Below are 23,247 nucleotides of genomic sequence, written 5' to 3'. Positions count from 1 at the left end.
GCCGAAACCCGCGAAGTCCTCATCCGCTCCCTCACCATGCTCCAGACCAAACACGCCGACCTGCCCAGCCGCAAACACGGCAACCCACCCCAGTAGCACCGCGACACCGCGACACCGCGACACCGCGGCACCGACAAGACCTCACAGCCGTCCGAAGAGGAGAAAGGCACCGAGAGCCATGAGCGCTCCCGCCGAGCACCTGCTCCGTGTCGAGAGGGGTCACGCCGAGCCCGAGCGGCTCGCCGCGATCATCGCGATCCTCGTGGCCCGCGCCGCCGCGGCCCGCGCGCCCGCGACCCGGCGCAGCCGCTCCAAGGCCGGCTGGCGCCGCCCGGAACGCACCCCGGGCTTCCGTGCGCCGCACAGCTGGCAGGGCTGATCCCGGCCGGTGCCCGGCCGGAAGGCCGGAGCGGAACGACCAGGAGTGCCAGCCTGGCGAGGTTGGGCCGGGCGGTCGCGGTCGTGCGACGATGCCGGTATGAATCGACTGGCCGACTCGCAGTCGCCCTATCTGCTCCAGCACGCCTCCAATCCGGTGGACTGGTGGCCCTGGGGGGAGGAGGCGTTCGCGGAGGCGAAGCGGCGCGACATGCCCGTACTGCTGTCCGTGGGTTACTCCTCGTGTCACTGGTGCCACGTCATGGCGCACGAGTCCTTCGAGGACCAGGAGACCGCCGGCTACCTCAACGCGCACTTCGTCAGCGTGAAGGTCGACCGCGAGGAGCGTCCCGACGTGGACGCCGTCTACATGGAGGCCGTGCAGGCGGCGACCGGGCAGGGCGGCTGGCCCATGACGCTGTTCCTGACGCCGGACGCGGAGCCGTTCTACTTCGGTACGTACTTCCCGCCCGAGGCCCGGCACGGCATGCCGTCCTTCCGGCAGGTGCTGGAGGGCGTGCACGCGGCGTGGACCGACCGGCGCGAGGAGGTGGCCGAGGTCGCCGGGAAGATCGTGCGGGACCTGGCCGCGCGGGAGCTGTCGTACGGGGACGCGCGGGTGCCCGACGCGCAGGACCTCGCGCAGGCGCTGCTCGCACTGACCCGGGAGTACGACCAGCAGCGCGGCGGATTCGGCGGGGCGCCCAAGTTCCCGCCGTCCATGGTGCTGGAGTTCCTGCTGCGCCACCACGCGCGTACCGGTGCCGAGGGCGCCCTGCAGATGGCCGCCGACACGTGCGAACGCATGGCACGCGGCGGGATCTACGACCAGCTCGGCGGCGGCTTCGCCCGGTACTCCGTGGACCGCGAGTGGGTCGTCCCGCACTTCGAGAAGATGCTCTCGGACAACGCCCTGCTGTGCCGGGTGTACGCGCACCTGTGGCGGTCCACCGGCTCCGAGCAGGCCCGCCGGATCGCGCTGGAGACCGCCGACTTCATGGTGCGGGAACTGCGCACCGCCGAGGGCGGGTTCGCCTCCGCGCTGGACGCCGACAGCGACGACGGGACCGGGCGGCACGTCGAGGGCGCGTACTACGTGTGGACGCCCGCGCAGCTGAGGGAGGTCCTCGGTGACGGCGACGCCGATCTCGCCGCGCAGTACTTCGGGGTCACCGTGGAGGGCACTTTCGAGGAGGGCGCCTCCGTGCTGCAACTCCCGCAGCGGGAGGGTGTGTCCGACGCCGCCCGCACCGAGTCGATCAGGGCGCGGCTGCTCGCGGCGCGTGCCGAGCGGCCCGCCCCCGGCCGGGACGACAAGGTGGTCGCCGCCTGGAACGGCCTGGCGATCGCCGCGCTCGCCGAGGCCGGCGCCTACTTCGACCGGCCCGACCTGGTGGAGGCCGCCGTCGCCGCCGCCGACCTGCTGGTCCGGCTGCATCTCGACGACCGGGCCCACCTGACCCGGACCAGCAGGGACGGCCGGGCCGGCGGCAACGCGGGCGTGCTGGAGGACTACGCCGATGTCGCCGAGGGCTTCCTCGCGCTGGCGTCCGTCACGGGCGAGGGCGTGTGGCTGGAGTTCGCCGGGTTGCTGCTGGACCACGTGCTGGCCCGGTTCACCGGAGAGTCCGGCGGGCTGTACGACACGGCAGCCGACGCCGAGCGGCTGATCCGGCGGCCGCAGGACCCGACGGACAACGCGACCCCGTCCGGCTGGACCGCCGCCGCGGGCGCGCTGCTGAGCTACGCCGCGCACACCGGCTCCGAGCCGCACCGCACCGCCGCCGAGCGGGCGCTCGGCGTGGTGAAGGCGCTCGGCCCGCGCGTCCCGCGCTTCATCGGCTGGGGACTCGCGGTCGCGGAGGCCCTGCTCGACGGGCCGCGCGAGATCGCCGTCGTGGGACCGGCTCTGGACGACGCCGGCACCCGCGCCCTGCACCGTACGGCGCTGCTGGGCGCCGCGCCGGGCGCCGTCGTCGCCGTCGGCACACCGGGCAGCGACGAGTTTCCCCTGCTCAGGGACCGGCCGCTGGTCGGCGACGGGCCGGCGGCGTACGTCTGCCGCGACTTCACGTGCGACGCCCCGACGACCGACCCGGAGCGGCTGCGTACCGCATTGGGCGGATGAGGGCTACGTCGGACGGAGGGGTGCGGGATGCCCGAGTTGAGTGACTGTTCGATTAAGTCCCCCTAGTCTCGGCATATTCCGAAACCTGTAGGGGGATCTCGGGCGCCGGTGAGGATCAGCAGGCCGAGCAGCGACTGCGTGCCCCACCGAACGGCGACGACCCCGCACCGGGCGGACTTCCCCCGGGTGCGGGGCCACGTCAGCGCGAGGACACCGCAGCCGAGAGAGACGTGGAAGAGAGCCCACAGCAGGTCACCGGGGACGGGCGAGCAGCCCTCGCCGTGCATCGGGCACCGGCTGCCGCGCTCTCCGGCGAGCACCGGGGACCACGCCACGAAGACGACCGGGAGCGGCAGGACGAGCCCGGTCACCGCCAGGCCCGTCGGTCCCCGGGACGACGGCTCCGGCCCGGCAGCGGCGTCGGGGGCGAGGGCCGTGGCAGGGTCGGCGGCGGGGGCCGGCGGCACGAGCCGTGGTGGTGTCCATGCTGTCCATGGCAGCGCGCCGACGGCGGCCGGGGCGTCGGCCCGGCTGCTCAACCGCCCTGGGTACGGCCGCTCACGGCACGCTCCACGATGGCCTCCAACTGCTCGTGGTGCGCGCCCTTCCAGTAGGCGCGCCCGCAGTCCCGGCACTGCGCGAACACGTCGTACGACCGCTGCGTGCCGCCCTTGAGCTGGTCCGCGACCTCGTCCCTGGTGGCCCGGCGCAGCAGGCCGTTGCAGGCGGTGCAGCGCGTCCAGGGCGCGAGGTCCGGCCGGAAGCGGTCCAGGATGTCCGTGAGCTGGTCCTCGGGACGGGTGCTGTAGACGAAGGCGCCGGCCCACAGTTCCCGGCGGCGCAGCAGTCCCCGGTCGCGGCTGAGCATCACGCGCCGCTCGGCCGCGGAGAGCGCGGCGAGCGCCGGGTCGCCGATGTCCGTCGACTCGTACGCCGTGTCGACGCCGAGCAGCCGCAGCCGGCGGGCCAGGGTGCCGAGGTGGACGTCGAGGAGGAACCGCAGCGGGGCGCCCGGGACCTGCTGCGGGCGCCGCACGGGCCGGACGGTCACCGACTCGCCGGCCGCGGGGACGTGTGCCGTCGGCACCTCGCGGCCGTCGACCGCGAGGGCGCCGACCTCGGTCAGCGGGACGCCGAGCGACTCGACGACGTGGCCGAGGCTGGAGGCGCCGTCGGTGCGCAGCGCGGTGGCTCCGGCACGGCGCTCGCCCGGCACGAACACGTGCAGCTCGGGGGCGAATTCGACGTGGATCTCCGGGCGGTTCACCCGGTCTGGGCGGTTCACCCGGTCAGGATGACACGGCGGCCGGGCGCACGGCCCGTGCTGCGCACGGACACGCGCCCGGCCGGGCAGTCCGCCGTCCGCCCCTGCGGTCACCCGTGCTGGTAGGCCACCAGGGAGATCCCCACGTAGTGCGTGATGAACGCCGCGAGGGTGAGGGTGTGGAAGACCTCGTGGAAACCGAACCAGCGGGGGGACGGGTCGGGGCGCTTGAGGCCGTAGATCACGCCGCCGGCGCTGTAGAGGAGGCCGCCGACGATCACCAGGACGAGGACGGCGACGCCGCCCGCCCGCATGAAGTCCGGCAGGAAGAAGACGGCCGCCCAGCCCATGGCGATGTAGCACGGGGTGTAGAGCCAGCGGGGGGCTCCGACCCAGAACACGCGGAACAGGATGCCCGCCGCGGCGGCGCCCCAGATGCCCCACAGCAGCCACCGGCCCTTGGAGCCGGGCAGCAGCAGGATCGTCAGGGGGGTGTAGGTGCCCGCGATGATCAGGAAGATGTTGGCGTGGTCGAGGCGGCGCAGGACGCGGTCCATGCGCGGGCTCCAGTCGCCCCGGTGGTACAGCGCGCTCACGCCGAACAGCAGGCAGGCCGTCAGGGCGTAGACCGCGCAGGCGACCCGGGCGCGGGGGGTGGTGGCGAACGCGGTGAGCAGCAGGCCGGAGACCAGCGCGGCCGGGAACATGCCCAGGTGCAGCCAGCCCCGGAGCTTGGGCTTGACGGGATGCGGCAGGGAGAGCGCGACGGGGCCGTGGCCGGCGGGCGACGACTCGGTGCGCGCGTCGGAAGCGGACGCTGTCATGCGCTTCATCGTACCTACGGAGCCGTAGGTACGACCGTCGGCGGGGGCCGTGGCGGCGAGGAGTGGCCCGGGCCGCACGGGATACCCGTCCGTCCCCGGGCCGCACGGGATACCCGGGGACGGAACACGACAGGGCACCGTGGGTGACGCGGCGGTGACGTCCGGAGAGCGGTTACGGGAGTGGCGATGCTCACTCCGCTCACCTGTGAGTCCCTCTGGACATATGGGCGCCGCCATCGGATGATCAAATGAGTGCGGTCGGCACCGGATGAGCGCCAGGGCTCGTACCGTGAAGCATCCGGGTCGCAGCCCCCACGGGGCCTCCAACCCAAAATCCCTCTTTTAGGAGCAATCGTGGCGCGCGACATCGCGGCTCCCTCCGTGGTCCCCACCCACCACCAGGAACTGATCTCGTGGGTCGCCGAGATCGCCGAACTGACGCAGCCGGACTCCGTGGTCTGGTGCGACGGCTCGGAGGCCGAGTACGAGCGACTGTGCGGGGAGCTCGTCGAGAAGGGCACCTTCAAGAAACTCGACCCGGTCAAGCGCCCGAACTCCTACTACGCCGCGTCCGACCCCACCGACGTCGCCCGCGTCGAGGACCGCACCTTCATCTGCTCCGAGAAGGAGGAGGACGCCGGCCCCACCAACCACTGGAAGGCCCCCGCCGAGATGCGGGAGATCTTCACCGGGGACAAGGGCCTGTTCCGCGGCTCGATGCGCGGCCGGACCATGTACGTCGTGCCCTTCTGCATGGGCCCGCTCGGCTCGCCGCTGTCCGCGACCGGCGTCGAGATCACCGACTCGGCGTACGTCGCCGTCTCCATGCGCACGATGACCCGGATGGGGCAGCCGGTCCTGGACGAGCTGGGCGACGAGGGCTTCTTCGTGAAGGCCGTGCACACCCTCGGCGCCCCGCTGGCCGAGGGCCAGGAGGACGTCCCCTGGCCGTGCAACAGCACCAAGTACATCTCGCACTTCCCCGAGGACCGCGAAATCTGGTCCTACGGCTCCGGCTACGGCGGCAACGCCCTGCTCGGCAAGAAGTGCTACGCCCTGCGCATCGCCTCCGTCATGGCCCGCGACGAGGGCTGGCTCGCCGAGCACATGCTCATCCTGAAGCTGACCCCGCCGCGCGGCGAGTCCCGGTACGTGGCCGCCGCCTTCCCGAGCGCCTGCGGCAAGACCAACCTCGCCATGCTGGAGCCCACGATCCCCGGCTGGACGGTCGAGACGATCGGCGACGACATCGCCTGGATGCGCTTCGGCGAGGACGGCCGCCTCTACGCCATCAACCCCGAGGCCGGCTTCTTCGGCGTCGCGCCCGGCACGGGTGAGCACACCAACGCCAACGCGATGAAGACGCTGTGGGGCAACGCCGTCTTCACCAACGTCGCCCTCACCGACGACGGCGACGTGTGGTGGGAGGGCATGACCGAGGAGACGCCGGCCCACCTCACGGACTGGAAGGGCAACGACTGGACGCCCGAGTCCACCACCACGGCCGCGCACCCCAACGCCCGCTTCACCGTCCCGGCCTCGCAGTGCCCGATCATCGCGCCCGAGTGGGAGGACCCCAGGGGCGTGCCGATCTCCGCGATCCTCTTCGGCGGACGGCGCGCCACCGCCGTACCGCTCGTGACGGAGTCCTTCGACTGGAACCACGGCGTCTTCCTCGGCGCCAACGTGGCCAGCGAGAAGACCGCCGCCGCCGAGGGGAAGGTCGGCGAGCTGCGCCGCGACCCGTTCGCGATGCTGCCGTTCTGCGGCTACAACATGGGCGACTACATGGGCCACTGGGTCGACGTCGCCAAGGGCAGGGACCAGTCCACGCTGCCGAAGATCTACTACGTCAACTGGTTCCGCAAGGACGACGCGGGCCGGTTCGTCTGGCCCGGCTTCGGGGAGAACGGCCGCGTCCTGAAGTGGATCGTGGAGCGCCTGGAGGGCGGCGCGGAGGGAGTGCAGACCCCGATCGGCGTGCTGCCGGCCAAGGGCTCCCTGGACACGGACGGCCTCGCCCTGGCCGACGAGGACCTCGACGTCCTGCTCAATGTCGACAAGGAGGTGTGGCGGGAGGAGGCGGCGCTGATTCCCGAGCACCTCAACACCTTCGGCGACCACACGCCGAGGGAACTCTGGGACGAGTACCGCGCGCTGGTCCAGCGCCTGGGCTGATCCCCCCAAGAACCCCCGCGGCCGGCCCCGATGGGAGCCCTGACCAGTGATCGTCACGGGTCGGCCGCGGTGGCGGCACATGTCACGAACCGAGGCCCCGCACAACGGCGTGCGGGGCCGTGCTGTCGTTCGTCACGGGTACCGGATGCCCGCGGAGCGGGGCGGGCCGGGGCTCAGCGGGGCGTGAGTTCGCGCCCTGCCAGGGCCGCAGCGTGGGCGTCCATGCGTTCCGCGGAGAGGATGGCCGCCGCGGTGTCGGCGCGGGACGCGGCGACCACGAGGGCACGGCCCGCCAGGGTGTGCGCCCGTCGGTGCAGGGCGTCGGTCCGGGCGTCGGGCGCGGCGTCGGCCGCCGGGACGCGGGCGGGCGTACGGCCCGCGCGCAGCCGGGTCACCTGCTCGGCGAGCCGTTCCGACGCGGTGTCCAGGCCGGGGGACGGGGTCAGGGCACGCAGCTCGTCCGTGACGGAGAGCAGTGCGGCGAGGTGGCCCGCGAGCTGGATGTCCAGCTCCTCCTCACGGGACCGGTGGGGGAAGTCGGTGGGGCCGGCCGTCGTGCTGTGGACCGACTTGGCGCGGATCGGTTCGTACATGGGACGGCCTCCTGAACTCAACAGGAAACCATCCTAGCTTGGATTTCGTCTAAAGTTGTGCCGGGCCTGGTTCCGTGGTGACGGTGTGCGCGCGGGTCCGTGGCCGCCGTACGGGTCAGGGCTGGCCGTAGCCGTCCAGGAAGCGGCCGATCCGGCCCATCGCGTCCCGCAGGTCGGTCACCGACGGCAGGGTCACGACCCGGAAGTGGTCCGGCTCGGGCCAGTTGAAGCCGGTGCCCTGCACGACCATGATCTTCTCGCGGCGCAGCAGCTCCAGGACCATCCGCCGGTCGTCCTTGATCTTGAACACCTTGGGATCGAGGCGCGGGAAGAGATACAGCGCACCCTTCGGCCGTACGCACGTCACGCCCGGGATCTGCGTCAGCAGCTCGTACGCGACGTCCAGCTGCTCCTTCAGGCGTCCGCCCGGCAGTACCAGGTCGTTGATCGTCTGGCGTCCGCCGAGCGCGGCGACCACGCCGTGCTGGCCCGGCATGTTGGCGCACAGGCGCATGTTCGCGAGGATCGTCAGGCCCTCGATGTAGGAGTCGGCGTGCGCGCGCGGACCGGAGATCGCCATCCAGCCGACGCGGTATCCGGCCACCCGGTAGGCCTTGGACATGCCGTTGAAGGTGAGGGTCAGCAGGTCGGGGGCGATCTTCGCGGTCGGGGTGTGCGTGGCGCCGTCGTAGAGGATCTTGTCGTATATCTCGTCGGAGCAGACCAGCAGGTTGTGGCGGCGGGCGATGTCGGTGAGGCCTTTGAGCATCGCCTCGTCGTACACCGCGCCCGTCGGGTTGTTCGGGTTGATGACGACGAGTGCCCTGGTGCGGTCGGTGATCTTCCGCTCCACGTCCGCGAGGTCGGGCATCCAGTCGGACTGCTCGTCACAGCGGTAGTGCACCGCCGTGCCGCCGGAGAGCGAGACGGCCGCCGTCCACAGCGGGTAGTCGGGGGCCGGGACCAGTACCTCGTCGCCGTCGTCCAGCAGGCCCTGCATCGCCATGACGATCAGCTCGGAGACGCCGTTGCCGACGAAGACGTGCTCGACGTCCGTCTCGATGCCGAGGGTCTGGTTGTGCATGACGACGGCCCGGCGCGCGGCGAGCAGACCCTTCGCGTCGCCGTAGCCGTGCGCCGACGACACGTTGCGGAGGATGTCCTCCAGGATCTCGGGCGGGCACTCGAAGCCGAACGCGGCCGGGTTGCCCGTGTTGAGCTTGAGGATGCGGTGACCGGCAGCTTCCAGCCGCATCGCCTCCTCGAGCACCGGGCCCCGGATCTCGTAACAGACGTTGGCGAGCTTGGTCGACTGGATCACCTGCATGTCTGGGAGCTTACGGCCCGGAAAGCCCGGCCGTGCCGTGTTTTCCGCCACGTGAGACGCGGCGGTTTGGGTGATTATCGGCAGCCATGGCTCCACCGGCCCCTCCTCTCCGTACAATGCGCGGCGGTGTCCGGGCCGCCGCGGCGCCAACGGGGGCCGCACGGTGCGGAATCGGCCACCCGCGGGCCCGGCGCGCCGGGAGTCCGTGACGCCCACCCGGCGGGCGGTGCGCCGCCGCGTCCCCCGAACGTGTACGTCCCGACGGCCGCACGGCCACTCGCCCGCGAGGAGTACGCCGATCCGGCGACGGCCCGCGGCGGGCGGAACTCCTCCGGCGGCGCGGCAGCCGCCGCCGTACGCGGAGGAGAGGGCAGAGCTGCACCGCGCAGGGGCCGCGTGGGGCCCGAGTCGGGTGATGCGCGGCGGTGTCCGGGCGGCCGCGGCGCCAACGGGGCCGCACGGTGCGGATGCACCGCGCAGGGTCCGCGCGGGGCGTGCGCGGCGGCCGGCGCGGACCCGGGTGGAGCCGGTGGAGAGCCGGTGTGGGGCCGGTGCCGGGTCGGGGCGGGGATGAAACAGGGCTGAAGCAGCCCTTGATCCCCCGTTTCCTCTCCTCTCACAATGCGCATGACATACATGTGCATGGCAGAGATTGACGGGCGGCTGGAAGATATCCGGCCGCCCCAGTCGTGGAGAGGACCCCCACATGAGAAAACCTCTCGTCGCCGCGTGTCTCACGCTGGCGACAGCGGGTGCCGGCGCCGTACCCGCGATGGCGGCCGAGGACGCGGGCAAGCCGGTCGCGGACGTCCGCACGGTCACGGCGGGCGTCAACCAGGTCACCGCGGACCTCGGCAGGGCACTGCCCAAGAAGCCCCCGGCGCCGGGCACTCAGGCCGTCAGCTTCGCCGGGAGCGTGTCGCTCAGCAACTGCTCCGGCTCCCTGATCCGCATGCCCGACTCGCAGGACGACGACCCGGCGCTCGTCATGAGCAACGGCCACTGCCTGGAGTCCGGCTTCCCGGGCCCCGGCGACGTCCTCGTCGACCAGCCGTCCAGCCGCTCCTTCGGGCTGCTCAACTCCGGCGGCAGCCGTGTCGCCACCCTGCGCGCCGCCCGGCTGGTCTACGGGACGATGACCGACACGGACGTCTCCCTGTACCGGCTCACCCAGACCTACGGGCAGATCAAGGCCGCGACCGGGATCAGCCCGCTGACCCTGAACGACACCCGTCCCACCGCCGGGAGCGCCATCAGCGTCGTCTCCGGATACTGGACGCGGATCTACAGCTGCAACATCGACGGCTTCGCCTACCGGCTGAAGGAGGGCGACTGGACCTGGAAGGACTCGGTCCGATACACCTCCGCCTGCAACACCATCGGCGGCACCTCGGGCTCGCCCGTCGTGGACAACGCCACCGGCAAGGTGGTCGCCGTCAACAACACCGGTAACGAGAGCGGCGAGCGCTGCACACTGAACAACCCGTGCGAGGTGGACGAGTCCGGCAACGTGACGGTCCGCCAGGGCATCAACTACGCCCAGGAGACCTACCAGATCCCCGACTGCTTCGGGGTCGACAACAAGCTCGAGCTCTCCGCCTCCGGGTGCGTGCTGCCCAAGCCGTAACGGTCGTGTCCGGCAACGGGCGGTCCGCGGGGCTCACACCGGGGTCCTGCGCACCGCCCGTCCCGCCAGGACGTCCGTACGACGGCCGTCCTCGACGGCGAACCGGCCGTCGACCAGCACGTACGGCACGCCCCTTGGCAGCGCGCGCGGCTCCTCGAACGTGGCGCCCGCCGCGACGGTCGCCGGGTCGAAGAGGACCAGGTCGGCGCGGTGGCCCTCGCGGACCACACCCCGGTCGGGCAGCCGCAGCCGGGCCGCCGGACGCCCGGTCAGGTGCGCCACGCACTCCTCCAGCGACAGCACCCCCAACTCCCGTACGTACCGGCCGAGATAGTGCGGGAAGGTGCCGTACGCCCGCGGGTGCGGTTTCTCGCCCTGGAGGATGCCGTCCGAGCCGCCCGTGTGGACGCGGTGCCGCATGATCGTACGGACGTTCTCCTCGTGGCCGACGTGCTGGAGGATCGTGGGGGAGAGACGGTCCCGGAGGAGCAGCCGGCGGGCCACCCGCCAGGGGGTCTCGCCGCGCGCCGCCGCCGACTCGGCCACCGTGTGCCCCACGTACGGAGTCAGGGACGGGTCCGACACCCCCGAGATCTCGATCGTCCCCCACTCCACCGGCACCCCGTGGCAGCCGTCCGAGCCGGCCTCCTCCAGGTGCCCGCGGATGCGCTCGGCGACGTCCTCGTCGGCCAGCCGCCGCAGGATCTGCTCGGGTCCGCCCTCGCTCGCCCAGCTCGGCAGCAACGCCACCAGGGTCGTGCAGCCCGGCGTGTAGGGGTAGGTGTCGAGGGTGATGTCGGCGCCGGCCGCGAGCGCCTCGTCCAGCAGGGCCAGCAGTTCGGGCGCCCGGCCCTCGTTCACGCCGAAGTTCATCGTCGCGTGCGCCAGGTGCAGCGGGCAGCCCGCCTCGCCCGTCAGCGTCACCATCTTCCGGTACGCCTCCAGGGCGCCCGCGCCGTAACTGCGGTGGTGCGGGCAGTAGTAGCCGCCGTAGCGGGCCACCACCCGGCACAGCCCGGTCAGTTCCGCGTCCCTGGCGTACATGCCCGGCGTGTACGTCAGCCCCGACGACATGCCGACCGCGCCCTGCTCCAGGCCCTCCGCGACCAACTGCCGCATCCGCCCGAGCTCGGCCTCGGTCGCCTCCCGGTCCTCCCAGCCGACCGCCAGCGCGCGGACCGTGCCCTGCGGGACCAGATACGCCGCGTTGACCGCGATGCCCTGCCCGTCGACGCCCCGGTCGAGGCGGTCCAGGTACTCGCCCACCGACCGCCAGTCGAAGTCGACGTCGTCGCCGTGGCCGTTCCAGCCGGAGATCGCGCGGCGCACCTCGCCGAGCGTGCGGTCGTCCACCGGCGCGTACGACAGCCCGTCCTGGCCGATCACCTCCAGCGTGACGCCCTGCGCGACCTTCGCGCTGTGGTCCGGGTCGCGCAGCAGCGCCAGATCGCTGTGCGCGTGCATGTCGATGAAACCGGGGGCCAGGACGAGCCCCTCGGCGTCCACCTCCCGCATCGCGCGGGGCCGCTGACAGCCCGCTGCCGCCGCCTCCTTGACGATCGACACGATGCGTCCGTCGTCCACGACGACATCGGCGCGGTACGACGGACCGCCCGTGCCGTCCACGACGTCCGCGTCCCGGAACACGAGGTCTTCCATCGCCGGCCTCCTCGGTCTCAGCCCAGCCTCAGTAGAACGTACGGACGCGGCAGAAGAGCAGGGGCGGATCAGAAGAACGTGCGGACGTAGTCGGCCACCGTGCCGTCCGCCTCCACCACCGGGATCAGCTGCCACTTGTCGAACGACGTGCACGGGTGGGACAGGCCCATGCCGAGCCAGTCGCCCACCTCCAGGTCGGCGCCGGGCTCCGTGCGCACCCAGGCGTGCTGGTCGGACACCCGGGTCACGGTGATGCCGGTCGCCGGGAGTTCCCCGCCGTCGCGCCGGACCACCTGCACGACCGGCATGTCGAGGTCGTAGGCGGCGTCCCGCTTGCCCGCGTTGGCGAACGCCTGCTCCGCGGACGGACGGGACACGACCTGCGCCCACAGCCGGAGCGCGGGCCGCAGGGCGCCCTCCTCCGGGACGCGGTTGAACGGGGTGACCTCGCCGTAGTGGCCGTCGTCGTGCGAGACGTACGCGCCCGAGCGCAGCAGCTTCAGGACGGGCAGGGACAGTGCGGGGATCTCCGCGAACACGTCGGCCACCGCGTCGAACCAGGCGCTGCCGCCCGCGCTGACGACGATCTCGTCCAGCCCCTCGAAACGCCCCGACTTGTCGAAGTCGCCGGCCAGCGCCACCAGCCGGCGCAGCCAGCCGCGCACCCGCTCCGGGTCGGCCCGCGGTACCTCGCCCTCGTAGCCCGCGACACCGACCAGGCGCAGTGTCGGTACGGCCGCCACCGCGTCCGCGACCGCCGCGCACTCCGCCTCCGTACGCACCCCGGTACGGGCGCCGTCGCCGCCCGCCAGCTCCACGACGACGTCCACCGGGCGGGCCGCGCCCGGTGCCGCGTCCACCGGGCGGGACGCGTCCCGCAGCGCCGCGTCCATCAGCTCCACGCCGCGCACCGAGTCGACGTAGCAGACGAACCGGAAGGCCGGGTCGGCTGCCATCTCGCCCGCGATCCAGCGCAGGGCGGCGGCGTCGACCAGCTCGTTGGCGAGGAAGATCCGCTGCACGCCGAACGCCCGTGCCACCCGCACCTGATGGGGCACCGCGAGCGTGATGCCCCACGCCCCGCGCTCGATCTGCCGTCGGAACAGCTGCGGCGCCATGGAGGTCTTGCCGTGCGGGGCGAAGGTGAGGCCGTGCCGGGCCGCGTACGTCTCCATGAGCGCGAGATTGTGCTCCAGGCGCTCGGCGGACAGGACCAGGACCGGTGTGGTGAAGCCGCCGGTGAACAGGTTGCGGCGCTGAGCGGCCAGCTCGGCGACGGTCAGGCCGTCCGCGTCGGGCGGGAGGCCCTTGAACCGGTGGTCGACGAGGTCCTCGGCCAGACGACCGAGAGCTTCGCTGCTCATGACGTGCCTCCCTGATCAGGCGAGTTGCATACTCTGCAACACCCATTGCGTATTTCGCTCACCGCTGTCTAACATCTCGGCCACGCGGGGTCAACGACACAGTTTCCCGCCCGGCCGTGAAGGAGCTACGACCATCGTGACCCCCACCGGAGCGTCCGCCGGATCCCCCGCCGGAACCGGTACCCCCGGCACCGCGCCCGGCACCGCCCCCGGTGTCGTGGACGTCGTCGCGCTCGGCGAGTCCATGGTCACGTTTCTGCCCTCCCGGCCGGGCCGTCTCGCCGACGTTCCCTCCTTCGAGCGGACCATCGGCGGCGCCGAGTCGAACGTGGCGTGCGTGCTGGCCGCCGCCGGGCACACCACCCGCTGGGTCGGCCGGGTCGGCGCGGACGGCTTCGGCGACCATCTGGTCCGCGCGATCGGCGCGTACGGCGTCGACGTGACGGCCGTACGCCGCGACCCCGGCCGTCCCACCGGCGTGTACTTCCGCACGGCCGGGGACCGCGCCGGCGACGACCACGAGGTGGCGTACTACCGGGCGGGCTCCGCGGCCTCCGCGATGAGCGTGACCAACACCGACCTGGCCGCGTGCCGCGCCGCCCGCGTCCTGCACCTGACCGGCATCACCGCCGCGCTCTCCGCCGACTGCCTCGCCCTCCTCCACGAACTGACGGCCCCCGCCCCCGGCGGCCCCCGCCCGCTCGTCTCCTTCGACGTGAACCACCGCCCGGGCCTGTGGCGTGCCGACCCGTCAGGGGCACGGGTCCTGCTGACCCTCGCCCGCAGGGCCGGCCTCGTCTTCGTCGGCGAGGACGAGGCGGAGCAGGCCTGGGGCATCACCGGCGGCCCGGCCGCGATCCGCGAGGCCCTGCCCGAGCCGGACCTGCTGGTGGTGAAACAGGGCGGACACGGCGCCACCGCGTTCCGCACGACACCCCCCTCGCCCCCCGCCGGCCCCCGCCCACCCGCCGGTTCACTCTCCCTCACCGAACCCGCGCCCCGCGTCACCGTCACCTCCGCCCCCGGCGCGGGCGACGCCTTCGCCGCCGGTTTCCTCTCCGCCACCCTGCGCGGCCTGCCCCTGCGGCAGCGGCTGCGCCACGGCCACCTCATGGCCGCCGCGGCCCTCACCGCCCCCGGCGACCTCGCCCCGCCCCCCGCCCGCGCCCACGCCGACCGCCTCGCCGCCCTCGACGACACCGCGTGGGGGAGACTGCGACTCGGCCCCGGCTGGACCGACACCGCGGAGGGGGCCGAGGAGGAGGTACGCACGCCATGAGCCAGACCGTCGACCGCGCGCTCAGCATCCTGCCGCTGCTCGCCGAGGGCCCCGCCGATCTCGGGCAGGTCGCCGAACGGCTCGGCGTGCACAAGTCCACGGCCCTGCGCCTGCTGCGCACGCTGCACGAACACGGCTTCGTCTACCGCCAGTCCGACCAGCGCTACCGCCTCGGTGCCCGCCTCATCGCGCTCGCCCAGGAGGCGATGGAGAACCTCGACGTCCGCGAGATCGCCCACCCCCACCTCGTACGCCTCAACGAGACCTGCGGGCACACCGTGCACCTCGCCGTGTACGAGGAGAACGAGGTCCTCTACATCGACAAGGTCGAAAGCCGCTACCCGGTGCGGATGTACTCCCGCATCGGCAAGCCCGTCGCCATCACCGTCGCGGCCGTGGCGAAACTGCTGCTCGCCGACCTGCCCGAGGCCGAGCGCCGCGCCGTCGCGGACAAGCTCGACTACCCCATGTACACGCCCCGTTCGACACCGCACGCCGACGCCTTCCTGAAGGAACTGGCCACGGTGCGCGAACAGGGCTGGGCCACCGACCTCGGCGGCCACGAGGAGTCCATCAACTGCGTCGCCGCGCCCGTCCGCGGCGCCGACGGCCGGGTGGTCGCCGCGATGTCGGTCTCCGCGCCGAACGTCGTCGTCACCGCCGGTGAACTCCTCACCCTGCTCCCGCTGGTGCGCCGTACGGCGGACGCCGTCAGCGGCGAGTACTCCGGCAGGACCCCCGTCAAAGACGTCACGGAAGTCACCTCATGACCGAGAAGACCGCCCTCACCCCGAAGACCCACACCGCGCCGCCCGCGAAGTTCTCGCACGGCGTGAGGAAGGGCAACATCCTGCAGGTCGCCGGGCAGGTCGGTTTCCTGCCGGCCGAGGAGGGCAGGCCGCCCAAACCGGCCGGCCCCTCCCTGCGCGAGCAGACCCTCCAGACCCTCGCCAACGTCAGGGCGATCCTCGAAGAGGGCGGCGCGACCTGGGACGACGTGATGATGTTGCGCGTCTACCTCACGGACACCGCCCACTTCGCGGAGATGAACGACCTCTACAACGCCTACTTCGAGGAGCAGGGCCTGACCGGCCCGCCCGCCGCGTGCACCACGGTCTACGTCGGCCTGCCCGCGGGACTCCTCATCGAGATCGACGCGCTGGCCGTCCTCGGCTGACCCACCGCCCGCCCCCTGCCACACCGGTCCGAACCGGCACGGCGGCGCCACCGACCCAGGCCGCCGTGCCGCGCTCTCCCCTGCCCGGAAGACCCATGCACGCCACCCTTCCCGCCCACTTACCCAGAGGCCCCCCATGACCTTCCCCACCGTCCCCCTCGCCGCTCCCGCACCTGGGACCCCACCCCACACAGGCGGCCTTCTCACGCTGATAGACGGCACGGCGGGCCTGCTGACGGTCGCCGCGACAGGCATAGCGCTGCTGCTGTTCCTGATCATCAAGGCGCGGCTGCAACCGTTCGTGGCGCTGCTCGCGGTGTCCATCACCGTCGGCCTGCTGGCCGGCCTGTCGGTCACCGAACTCTTCGGCACCGTCCAGAAGTCCGACGCCGTCTCCACCATCGAGTCCGGCATGGGCGGCATTCTCGGCCACGTCGCGATCATCATCGGCCTGGGCACCATGCTCGGCGCGATCCTCGAGGTCAGCGGCGGCGCGGAGGTGCTGGCGAGCCGGCTGCTGGGCCTGTTCGGCGAGCGACGAGCACCCCTGGCCATGGGCCTGACCGGCATCATCTTCGGCATACCGGTCTTCTTCGACGTGGGCATCTTCGTCCTCGCGCCCATCGTCTACGCGGCTGCCAAACGCTCCGGCAGGTCGGTCCTGCTCTACTGCCTGCCGCTGCTCGCCGGCCTGTCCATGACGCACGCCTTCCTTCCGCCGCACCCCGGCCCGGTCGCCGCCGCCGGACTGCTCCACGTCGACCTCGGCTGGGTCATCCTCATGGGCGCCGTCTGCGGCATCCCCGCCGTGCTCGCCGCGTGGGTCTTCGCCGCCTGGATCGGCCGCCGCATCTTCGTCGCCGTGCCGCAGGACATGGTGGAGGCCGCCGCGGAGGCCAGGCAGGCCGTCGTCACCGAGCAGCGGGAGGCCGGGACGGCGCCGCGCGAGGAGCCGGTCGCGCTCGGCACGGTCCTCGGCATCATCGGTACGCCGCTGATCCTCATCCTCGCCGCGACGTTCTCCTCGATCGCCCTCGACCCCTCGACCCCGCGCTCGGTCGTGGAGTTCTTCGGCCACCCGTTCGTGGCCCTGACCATCGCTCTCCTCCTCGCCTACTACCTGCTCGGCATCCGGCGCGGCTGGTCCCGCAAGTCCCTGGAGACCGTCTCCACCGCGTCACTGAAGCCGGTCGGCAACATCCTGCTGGTGGTCGGCGCGGGCGGCGTCTTCGGCGCGGTGCTCAAGGCGAGCGGCGTGGCCCAGGCCCTGTCGGACACGTTCAACGGCGTCGGCCTGCCGGTGATCGTCCTCTCGTACCTGATCTCCCTGGTGCTGCGCGTCGCGCAGGGCTCGGCGACGGTCGCGATCGTCACGACGGCCGGCATCGTGGCACCGCTGCTCGCCGAGGGCGACCACTCGCAGGCGTTCGTGGCCCTGGTCATCATGGCGATCTCCGCCGGCTCCATCTTCGCCTCGCACGTCAACGACGGCGGCTTCTGGATGGTCGCCAAGTACTTCGGCATCAGCGAACGCGACACCCTCAGGACGTGGACGGTCCTGGAGAGCGTGCTGTCGGTGGCGGGCTTCGCGATGGCGGCGGTGCTCAGCGTCTTCGTCTGACGCGAGCGTTCACCCGGCGCCGGGCGCTCCCGCGAGTGGGGCGTTCGTGTAGGCGTCTGATAACGAAGTAGGGCCTGAAGCCGGGGCCGACTGTGCCCGGCACGGGTTTGTCGACCATACTGCTCCGCTGTGGAGCAGCGCACAGGTTCGAGCAGCCAGCCCTTGACGGGCGCCGGATTCGACCCGGCTTTCATCCCCGGGCTCACCGCACCCGCGTCCGGCGCGGAAGCCACGCCGAAGAAGGCGGACGACGACGCGGCCGACGCCACCGGGCCGGAGGATTCGGCCGCGCCGGACGCGGCCGGGCCGGAGCAGAGCGAGGAGCCGGAGACCGCCGCGCCCGAAGCGGAGGGGCCGGCCCCCTCCGAGGAGGAGGCCGGCCCCGGCCCCGACGGTCCCGTCTTCGAGGCGTCCGACTTCCGCGCGAGGATCGTCGCCGACCACCGGGGCGTACGCCTGCGTCTGGACGACCAGGAGTGCGAGTTCCGGTGGGACGAGATCGGCGCCGTGGAGACGGAGTCCCCGCGCTTCGGCAAGCGGTACACGGTCACGGTCCACACCCCGGACCGCCGCTGGTACCCCATCGAGATCGTGGCCGGGTCCAGGTCGCAGCACCAGGAATGGGACACCCGGCTGGACGAGGTCCTGGACGCGTACTTCGAGGACGCCGAGGCCGAGGCGGACGGTGCGGCCGGGCCGGACACCGAGGACGCCGGGGACGCGTAGCGAGGCCGGGCGGTACGGGCGGCGGGCGGCTCGGCCGTCACACCGCCCGCCCCCGGTCACCCGGTCGGCGGGGCTCAACCGCAGTACTGCGCGGCCTTGCCGATCGACCGGTACATGCAGTCCGCGTTCTCCAGCAGTTGCAGCACCGCGTCGCGGTTGCGCGAGGTCTCCCGCTCGATCACCTCGTCGGGCGGGTAGAAGCCGCCCCCGGAGCTCGACGACGGATACATCTCGAAGGTGTACGCGAAGACCTTCTGAGTGCCCCACAGCCAGTCGTCGATCGACCCGTCGGTGATGTACAGGTCGCTGGACTGCTCGGCCGTGTAACCGTTGCTGGCGCCCATCGCGCGCCCGACGGTCGCGAAGGCGTTGCGGTCGTCCGCCGTCATGCCGGTCGTCGTGTCGGAGTACGTGTAGCCGAAGGGCCACAGCACCAGTTCGCTGTAGGTGTGGAAGTCGATCCCCGCCGTGATCTGCTGCTCGCCGCCGACGACCCGGCTGCGCACGAAGTCGGCGACCACCTTCACCTCGGGCGCCGACTCGCCCGCCGCACCGCGGTACGTCTCGGAGGACGCCGAGCCCGAGGAACCGCCGCAGCAGCCCCAGTGGTAGTCCCAGTTCCGGTTCAGGTCCGTACCGACGTACGAGGAACCGGAGTTGGGCTGGCGGTTCTTGCGCCACGAGCGGTACGAGCCGGACGCGATGTCGTACTCGCCGCCGTCCGGGTTGAGGTCCGGGACGATCCAGATCTCCCGGTTGTTCACCATGTTCGTGACGCGCGAGTCGCTGCCGTAGCCGGCGCCCAGCTCGCGGATCAGGTACAGCGCCATCTCGACGGTGAGGTGCTCGCGGGCGTGCTGGTGGTGCGTGAACAGCACCTCCGGCTCGCTCTCGTCGGCCGCCACGTTGTCGCTGATCTTGACGGCGACGATGTCCCGGCCCTGGTACGACCTGCCGATGACGCGCTTGCTCATGATGTTCGGGTACGCCGCGAGCCGCTGGTCGATCTCCGCGTTCATCTCGGCGTAGTTGTGGTAGCGCGAGTCGGCGGACGGGAAGTCGTAGAGCCGTACGTCGTCCGCCGCCGGGGAGCGGCCGGGGGCGTCGCCGAGCGGCTGGACCTCGTAGCCCTGCCGGCGCAGTGTGCCGATCTGGGCGGCGCGTCCGGAGACGACGACGGTCTCCTCGTCGGCCTCGTCCACGGTGACGCCCGCGGCGGCGATGGCGGTCCGCACGGCCGGGGTGCTGTGGGGGACGTGGATCTCGTACTGGCGGACGTCGTCGGCCGACGCGGCGCCCGCGTGGGCCCGGGCGGCGCTGTCGGCACTGGCGTCGGACGCCGTCGCCGAGAGGGGCGCGGCGAGGGCGAGGGCGAGGAGGCCGGCGAGCGCGGCGGTACGTCTGCCGCCGCGGATGCCTGCGCCTCGAAGGCGGAGTCGCATGAAGTCTCCTTGGTTCTCCGGGTTCCGGGGTCACCGGATGTGGGGGAGTGGAGCAGGGGGGTGGTTCAGCGACGTGCGGGTGATACGCCCGGTGTGCGGGCTCCCGCTCATCGTTCAGGCGTGGCATGCGCAGGTCAATAGAGAGGCGGGGCGGACAGCGGGAAGCAACCGCAAACCGGCCGCGCGGGGCGAAAGGCACGCGCGGGTGTGCCGTGCGGGGCTCCGTCGAGCCCCCGGGCCCGGCCCACGGGCATCACGTGAAAATCCCGGCCGGCCCCCTTGTCCCCCCGGCACCGATGGGCTTTCTTGACGTGCATGGCGGAATCCACGGCAAACACCAGCAAGGCCGCGGCCGGCGGCGAACCGGACCCCGGCCCCCGCACGTCCAGTTGGCGGTACATCGGCCCCGGCATCGTCGTGGCGGCGACCGGTGTCGGCGCGGGCGACCTGGTCGCCACCCTCATCGCGGGCAGCAACTTCGGCTACACGCTCCTGTGGGCCGCGGTCCTGGGCTGCCTCGTCAAGATCTCCCTCGCGGAGGCGGCGGGCCGCTGGCACCTGTCCACCGGCCGCACCCTCTTCGACGGCTGGGCCGGCCTGGGCCGCTGGACCACGTACTTCTTCGTCGTCTACGTCGTGATCTGGGGCTTCGTCTACGGCGCGGCGGCGATGTCGTCCAGCGCCTTGCCCCTGCAGGCCCTCTTCCCCGACGTGATGGACCTGAAATGGTGGGGCGTGGCCTGCGGCCTGGTGGGCCTGGTCTTCGTCTGGTTCAACAAGTACGCCGTCTTCGAGAAGGTCATGACGGTGCTGGTGGGCGTCATGTTCGTGGTGACGGTGTACCTGGCGATCCGCGTGACCCCGAACCTGGGCGACGCCTTCGCGGGCCTGCTGCCGGTCCTCCCCGACGAGAAGGACTCGATCCTCAACACCCTCGGCCTGATCGGCGGCGTCGGCGGCACGATCACGCTCGCCGCGTACGGCTACTGGGTCAACGCCAAGGGCTGGACGGACAGCGGCTGGATGAAGGTCATGCGCCTGGACAACCGGGTGGCGTACGTGACGACGGGCATCTTCGTCGTGTCGATGCTCTTCGTGGGCGCGGAACTCCTGCACGCCGCCCACGTCTCCATCGCGAGCGGCGACAAGGGCCTGGTACAGCTCACCGACATTCTCGAGCAGGAGTACGGCACGGCGACGGCCAAGTTCTTCCTGATCGGCTTCTTCGCCACGTCGTTCACCTCACTGATCGGCGTCTGGCACGGGGTGAGCCTGATGTTCGCGGACTTCGTGGCGCGTTACTGCGGCCGCGACGCCGTGAAGGGCGAGGAGATCGCCTCGGGCGACCGGGAGCGCTCCTGGCCGTTCCGCGCGTACCTGCTGTGGCTGACCTTCCCCCCGATCGTCCTCCTCTTCCAGGGCCAGCCCTTCCGCCTGATCATCATCTACGGCGTCCTGGGAGCGGCCTTCATGCCCTTCCTCGCCCTCACCCTGATCTGGCTCCTCAACTCCTCCCGCACCCCCCGGGCATGGCGCAACGGCCCGCTCAGCAACGCCATGCTGGCCATCGCGGGCCTGCTGTTCCTCGTCCTGTGCGTGAAGCAGGTCTGGGACCAGCCGTGGGCGGAGTTCTTCTAGTCCTCCGGAGCGGCCGGCCTTCCCGGCCCTGGTGCCGAGGATGAGGCCGCGAGTGCGGCGCGCCCGCCGCCCGACGATGCAGGGCCCGGACCCCGCGTAACGTGCGCGAGGACCGGGCCCTGCCCGTCGGTGGACGGAGGAGGTTACGGCAGCGCGTGCACGTGCGGTCCCACCGCGTTCGACCACGCGTTGCCCGCCGTCGCGTCCCAGTTCGTCGACCAGGTCATCGCGCCGCGCAGGTCCGGGTAGGTCCTGGAGGGCTTGAAGGTGCCGCAGTTCGTGCCCTTCGCCAGGCAGTCCAGGGCCGCGTTCACCACGGACGGGGCGACGTACCCGCTGCCGGCGCCACGCGTGGACGCCGGGACGCCGAGGCCCACCTGGGACGGGGCGAGTCCGCCCTCCAGCTGGATGCAGGCCAGGGCCGTCAGGAAGTCGACCGAGCCCTGGCTGTAGACCTTGCCGTCGCAGCCCAGCATGGAACCGCTGTTGTAGTACTGCATGTTGACGACGGTGAGGATGTCCTTCACGTTCAGCGCGGTCTGGAAGTACGTGTTCGACGTCGACTGCATGTCGATGGTCTGCGGCGCCATCGTGAGGATCATCGACGGGCCCGCCTTCGCGGACAGGGCGCGCAGCGCCTGCGTCATGTACGTCGCGTTGAGGCCGTTCTCCAGGTCGATGTCGACGCCGTCGAATCCGTACTCCTGCATCAGCGCGTACACGGAGTTCGCGAAGTTCGTCGCCGAAGCCGCGTCGTTCACGGCCACGGTGCCCCTCTCGCCGCCGATCGAGATGACGACCTTCTTGCCTGCCGCCTGCTTGGTCCTGATGTCGGCCTTGAACTGGTCGACGGTGTAGCCGCCGAGTCCGGCCGAGTCCAGGGTGAAGGTGACGGCGCCCGGCGTGGAGGCCGCGTCGGCGAACGCCACCGCGATGATGTCGTACTGGTTCGGCACGTCGGTGATCTTCTGGACCGTCGCCCCGTTGTTGAAGTTCTGCCAGTAGCCCGTCACCGCGTGCTTCGGCAGCGCGGTCCCGCCGTCGTCCTGCCTGGGCGTGGTACGGGCCGTCACCACCGCCGACTTAGCGGACTCGCCCGCCGCGTTGCCCGCCGTGACCTGGAAGCCGTACGAGGTGTCCGCCGCGAGGCCCGTCACGGTCGCGGAGGTGCCGCCGACCGCCGTCACCCTCGTACCGTCCCGGTAGACGGTGTAGCCCGTCGCGCCGGTGACGGTGTTCCACGTCAGCGAGACCGACGAGGACGTCGCCCCGGAGGCCTTCAGGCCGGCCGGTGCGGACGGCACGCCCGGTTCCGGGTCGGTGCCGCCGCCCCCGTCGGGGCCGAACACCGACACGTCGTCCGCGTAGTACGCGGCCTGCCCGTACCAGCCGTGCGTGTAGAGCGTGACCGACGTCGTCGCCGACCCGGTCGTGAAGCGGGTGGTCAGCTGCTTCCAGGCCGACGAGTCCGGCGTCCAGGCCGATACGTCGGTGGTGCCGGTGCCCGTGACGCCCAGGTACGCGTACCCGCCCCGCACCCAGGCGCTCAGCGTGTACGTGGAGCCGGGCCTGACGGCGACCGTCTGGCTGCACCGGGCGTTGTCCTGGCCCGCGGGCGTCGCCTTCAGCGCGGTCGTGCCGGCGTGCACCGGGGACGTGACCGTCGTACCGCTGTTCGCGGAGCAGGTCCAGTTGCTCAGGCCGGACTCGAAACCGGCGTTCTTGGTGTTGTTGACGTCCGCGGCGGACGCCTGGCCGGCGCCGGCGAACGAGAGGGCGAGGGCGGCGAGCGCGGTCGCCGCCCAGAGCCGTCGGCGCGTGGGCATGCCTGGTGCGCGGTCCACTTGGGCCTCCGGTGGGGGAGAGGTGGGGAGGGAAGACACTCACGGTGGCCACCGTCTGGGAGTACAAGCTGGTCCAGACCAATTGAACTGTCAAGAGGTCCAGACCCAATTGCTTACGTCGATCGGCCCGTCAGTCCGCCCCGGCGGACCGCCCCTTCGGCGGGCGAGCACCCCGCGC

Annotated in this window: 19 protein-coding genes; 10 read left to right on the top strand and 9 right to left on the bottom strand. The window is 72.0% G+C overall.

All coding sequences use genetic code 11. The features are described from left to right. The first annotated feature begins 178 nt into the window (after nucleotides 1-178). Together ABZ354_RS25440 and ABZ354_RS25435 are read left to right on the top strand one after the other, a co-directional pair. Nucleotides 179-379, top strand: a complete 201-nt coding sequence (locus tag ABZ354_RS25440; RefSeq protein ID WP_358660456.1) for an acyl-CoA carboxylase epsilon subunit — start codon at nucleotides 179-181, stop codon at nucleotides 377-379. Between the two features lie 99 nt (nucleotides 380-478). Beyond that, nucleotides 479-2,506, top strand: a complete 2,028-nt coding sequence (locus ABZ354_RS25435) for a thioredoxin domain-containing protein (protein ID WP_358660454.1) — start codon at nucleotides 479-481, stop codon at nucleotides 2,504-2,506. A 62-nt stretch (nucleotides 2,507-2,568) separates the two neighbouring features. On the opposite strand, the gene ABZ354_RS25430 is transcribed toward ABZ354_RS25435, so the two are convergent. The 3 genes from ABZ354_RS25430 to ABZ354_RS25420 form a co-directional block, all read right to left on the bottom strand. Then, nucleotides 2,569-3,045, bottom strand: a complete 477-nt coding sequence (locus ABZ354_RS25430) for a hypothetical protein (RefSeq protein WP_358660452.1) — start codon at nucleotides 3,043-3,045, stop codon at nucleotides 2,569-2,571. Then, nucleotides 3,042-3,773 (bottom strand): Mut7-C RNAse domain-containing protein, encoded by a 732-nt coding sequence (locus ABZ354_RS25425; RefSeq protein WP_358660468.1) that lies wholly within the window; start codon nucleotides 3,771-3,773, stop codon nucleotides 3,042-3,044. The genes ABZ354_RS25430 and ABZ354_RS25425 overlap by 4 nt, the downstream gene beginning before the upstream one ends. A gap of 107 nt (nucleotides 3,774-3,880) precedes the next feature. Then, a complete protein-coding gene (locus ABZ354_RS25420; RefSeq protein WP_358660450.1) occupies nucleotides 3,881-4,594 on the bottom strand; it encodes a hemolysin III family protein in 714 nt (237 codons plus the stop codon). 354 nt (nucleotides 4,595-4,948) lie between these two features. Between ABZ354_RS25420 and ABZ354_RS25415 the strand changes: the two genes are divergently transcribed. Further along, entirely contained in the window at nucleotides 4,949-6,772 is a 1,824-nt protein-coding gene (locus ABZ354_RS25415; protein ID WP_358660448.1) for a phosphoenolpyruvate carboxykinase (GTP), read from the top strand. Between the two features lie 173 nt (nucleotides 6,773-6,945). Here the strand turns inward: ABZ354_RS25415 and ABZ354_RS25410 are convergent, their stop codons facing one another. Beyond that, nucleotides 6,946-7,365 (bottom strand): hypothetical protein, encoded by a 420-nt coding sequence (locus tag ABZ354_RS25410; RefSeq protein ID WP_358660446.1) that lies wholly within the window; start codon nucleotides 7,363-7,365, stop codon nucleotides 6,946-6,948. A 115-nt stretch (nucleotides 7,366-7,480) separates the two neighbouring features. Further along, nucleotides 7,481-8,692 carry a pyridoxal phosphate-dependent aminotransferase gene (locus ABZ354_RS25405; protein ID WP_358660444.1) on the bottom strand — a complete coding sequence of 404 codons (1,212 nt, stop codon included), beginning with the start codon at nucleotides 8,690-8,692 and terminating at the stop codon, nucleotides 7,481-7,483. Between the two features lie 706 nt (nucleotides 8,693-9,398). Between ABZ354_RS25405 and ABZ354_RS25400 the strand changes: the two genes are divergently transcribed. After that, entirely contained in the window at nucleotides 9,399-10,319 is a 921-nt protein-coding gene (locus ABZ354_RS25400; RefSeq protein WP_358660442.1) for a serine protease, read from the top strand. A gap of 33 nt (nucleotides 10,320-10,352) precedes the next feature. On the opposite strand, the gene ABZ354_RS25395 is transcribed toward ABZ354_RS25400, so the two are convergent. Together ABZ354_RS25395 and ABZ354_RS25390 are read right to left on the bottom strand one after the other, a co-directional pair. Then, nucleotides 10,353-11,978 carry a D-aminoacylase gene (locus tag ABZ354_RS25395; RefSeq protein WP_358660440.1) on the bottom strand — a complete coding sequence of 542 codons (1,626 nt, stop codon included), beginning with the start codon at nucleotides 11,976-11,978 and terminating at the stop codon, nucleotides 10,353-10,355. Between the two features lie 68 nt (nucleotides 11,979-12,046). Then, nucleotides 12,047-13,342, bottom strand: coding sequence for an amino acid deaminase (locus tag ABZ354_RS25390; RefSeq protein WP_358660438.1), 1,296 nt, complete (start codon nucleotides 13,340-13,342; stop codon nucleotides 12,047-12,049). Nucleotides 13,343-13,559: 217 nt separating this feature from the next. Between ABZ354_RS25390 and ABZ354_RS25385 the strand changes: the two genes are divergently transcribed. The 5 genes from ABZ354_RS25385 (at nucleotide 13,560) to ABZ354_RS25365 (ending at nucleotide 18,145) form a co-directional block, all read left to right on the top strand. After that, nucleotides 13,560-14,621: a sugar kinase gene (locus ABZ354_RS25385; RefSeq protein WP_358660466.1), complete on the top strand. Its 1,062-nt coding sequence runs from the start codon at nucleotides 13,560-13,562 to the stop codon at nucleotides 14,619-14,621. After that, nucleotides 14,618-15,391 carry an IclR family transcriptional regulator gene (locus tag ABZ354_RS25380; protein WP_358660436.1) on the top strand — a complete coding sequence of 258 codons (774 nt, stop codon included), beginning with the start codon at nucleotides 14,618-14,620 and terminating at the stop codon, nucleotides 15,389-15,391. Before ABZ354_RS25385 ends, ABZ354_RS25380 begins: the two co-directional genes overlap by 4 nt. Beyond that, the gene (locus tag ABZ354_RS25375) at nucleotides 15,388-15,798 is read left to right on the top strand and encodes a RidA family protein (protein ID WP_358660434.1); all 411 of its coding nucleotides are present in this window, start codon (nucleotides 15,388-15,390) and stop codon (nucleotides 15,796-15,798) included. The genes ABZ354_RS25380 and ABZ354_RS25375 overlap by 4 nt, the downstream gene beginning before the upstream one ends. A gap of 136 nt (nucleotides 15,799-15,934) precedes the next feature. After that, on the top strand, nucleotides 15,935-17,419 hold the full coding sequence (locus tag ABZ354_RS25370; RefSeq protein ID WP_358660432.1) for a gluconate:H+ symporter: 1,485 nt from the start codon (nucleotides 15,935-15,937) through the stop codon (nucleotides 17,417-17,419). A gap of 129 nt (nucleotides 17,420-17,548) precedes the next feature. Then, nucleotides 17,549-18,145: a hypothetical protein gene (locus tag ABZ354_RS25365; protein WP_358660430.1), complete on the top strand. Its 597-nt coding sequence runs from the start codon at nucleotides 17,549-17,551 to the stop codon at nucleotides 18,143-18,145. Nucleotides 18,146-18,219: 74 nt separating this feature from the next. Here ABZ354_RS25365 and ABZ354_RS25360 read toward each other — a convergent pair whose 3' ends face one another. Beyond that, nucleotides 18,220-19,587: a M14 family metallopeptidase gene (locus ABZ354_RS25360; protein ID WP_358660428.1), complete on the bottom strand. Its 1,368-nt coding sequence runs from the start codon at nucleotides 19,585-19,587 to the stop codon at nucleotides 18,220-18,222. 315 nt (nucleotides 19,588-19,902) lie between these two features. Between ABZ354_RS25360 and ABZ354_RS25355 the strand changes: the two genes are divergently transcribed. Next, the gene (locus tag ABZ354_RS25355) at nucleotides 19,903-21,225 is read left to right on the top strand and encodes an Nramp family divalent metal transporter (RefSeq protein ID WP_358660427.1); all 1,323 of its coding nucleotides are present in this window, start codon (nucleotides 19,903-19,905) and stop codon (nucleotides 21,223-21,225) included. A gap of 143 nt (nucleotides 21,226-21,368) precedes the next feature. Here ABZ354_RS25355 and ABZ354_RS25350 read toward each other — a convergent pair whose 3' ends face one another. Beyond that, complete coding sequence (locus ABZ354_RS25350; RefSeq protein ID WP_358660425.1) at nucleotides 21,369-23,051, bottom strand: glycoside hydrolase family 18 protein; 1,683 nt, start codon at nucleotides 23,049-23,051, stop codon at nucleotides 21,369-21,371. Between the last annotated feature and the right edge of the window lie 196 nt (nucleotides 23,052-23,247).

It is taken from the genome of Streptomyces sp. NPDC005925 (genome assembly GCF_040638805.1).
In the GTDB taxonomy this organism is placed as follows: domain Bacteria; phylum Actinomycetota; class Actinomycetes; order Streptomycetales; family Streptomycetaceae; genus Streptomyces.
Note: the sequence above shows the minus strand (reverse complement) of the source record. Positions and strands in the feature narration are given on the sequence as shown.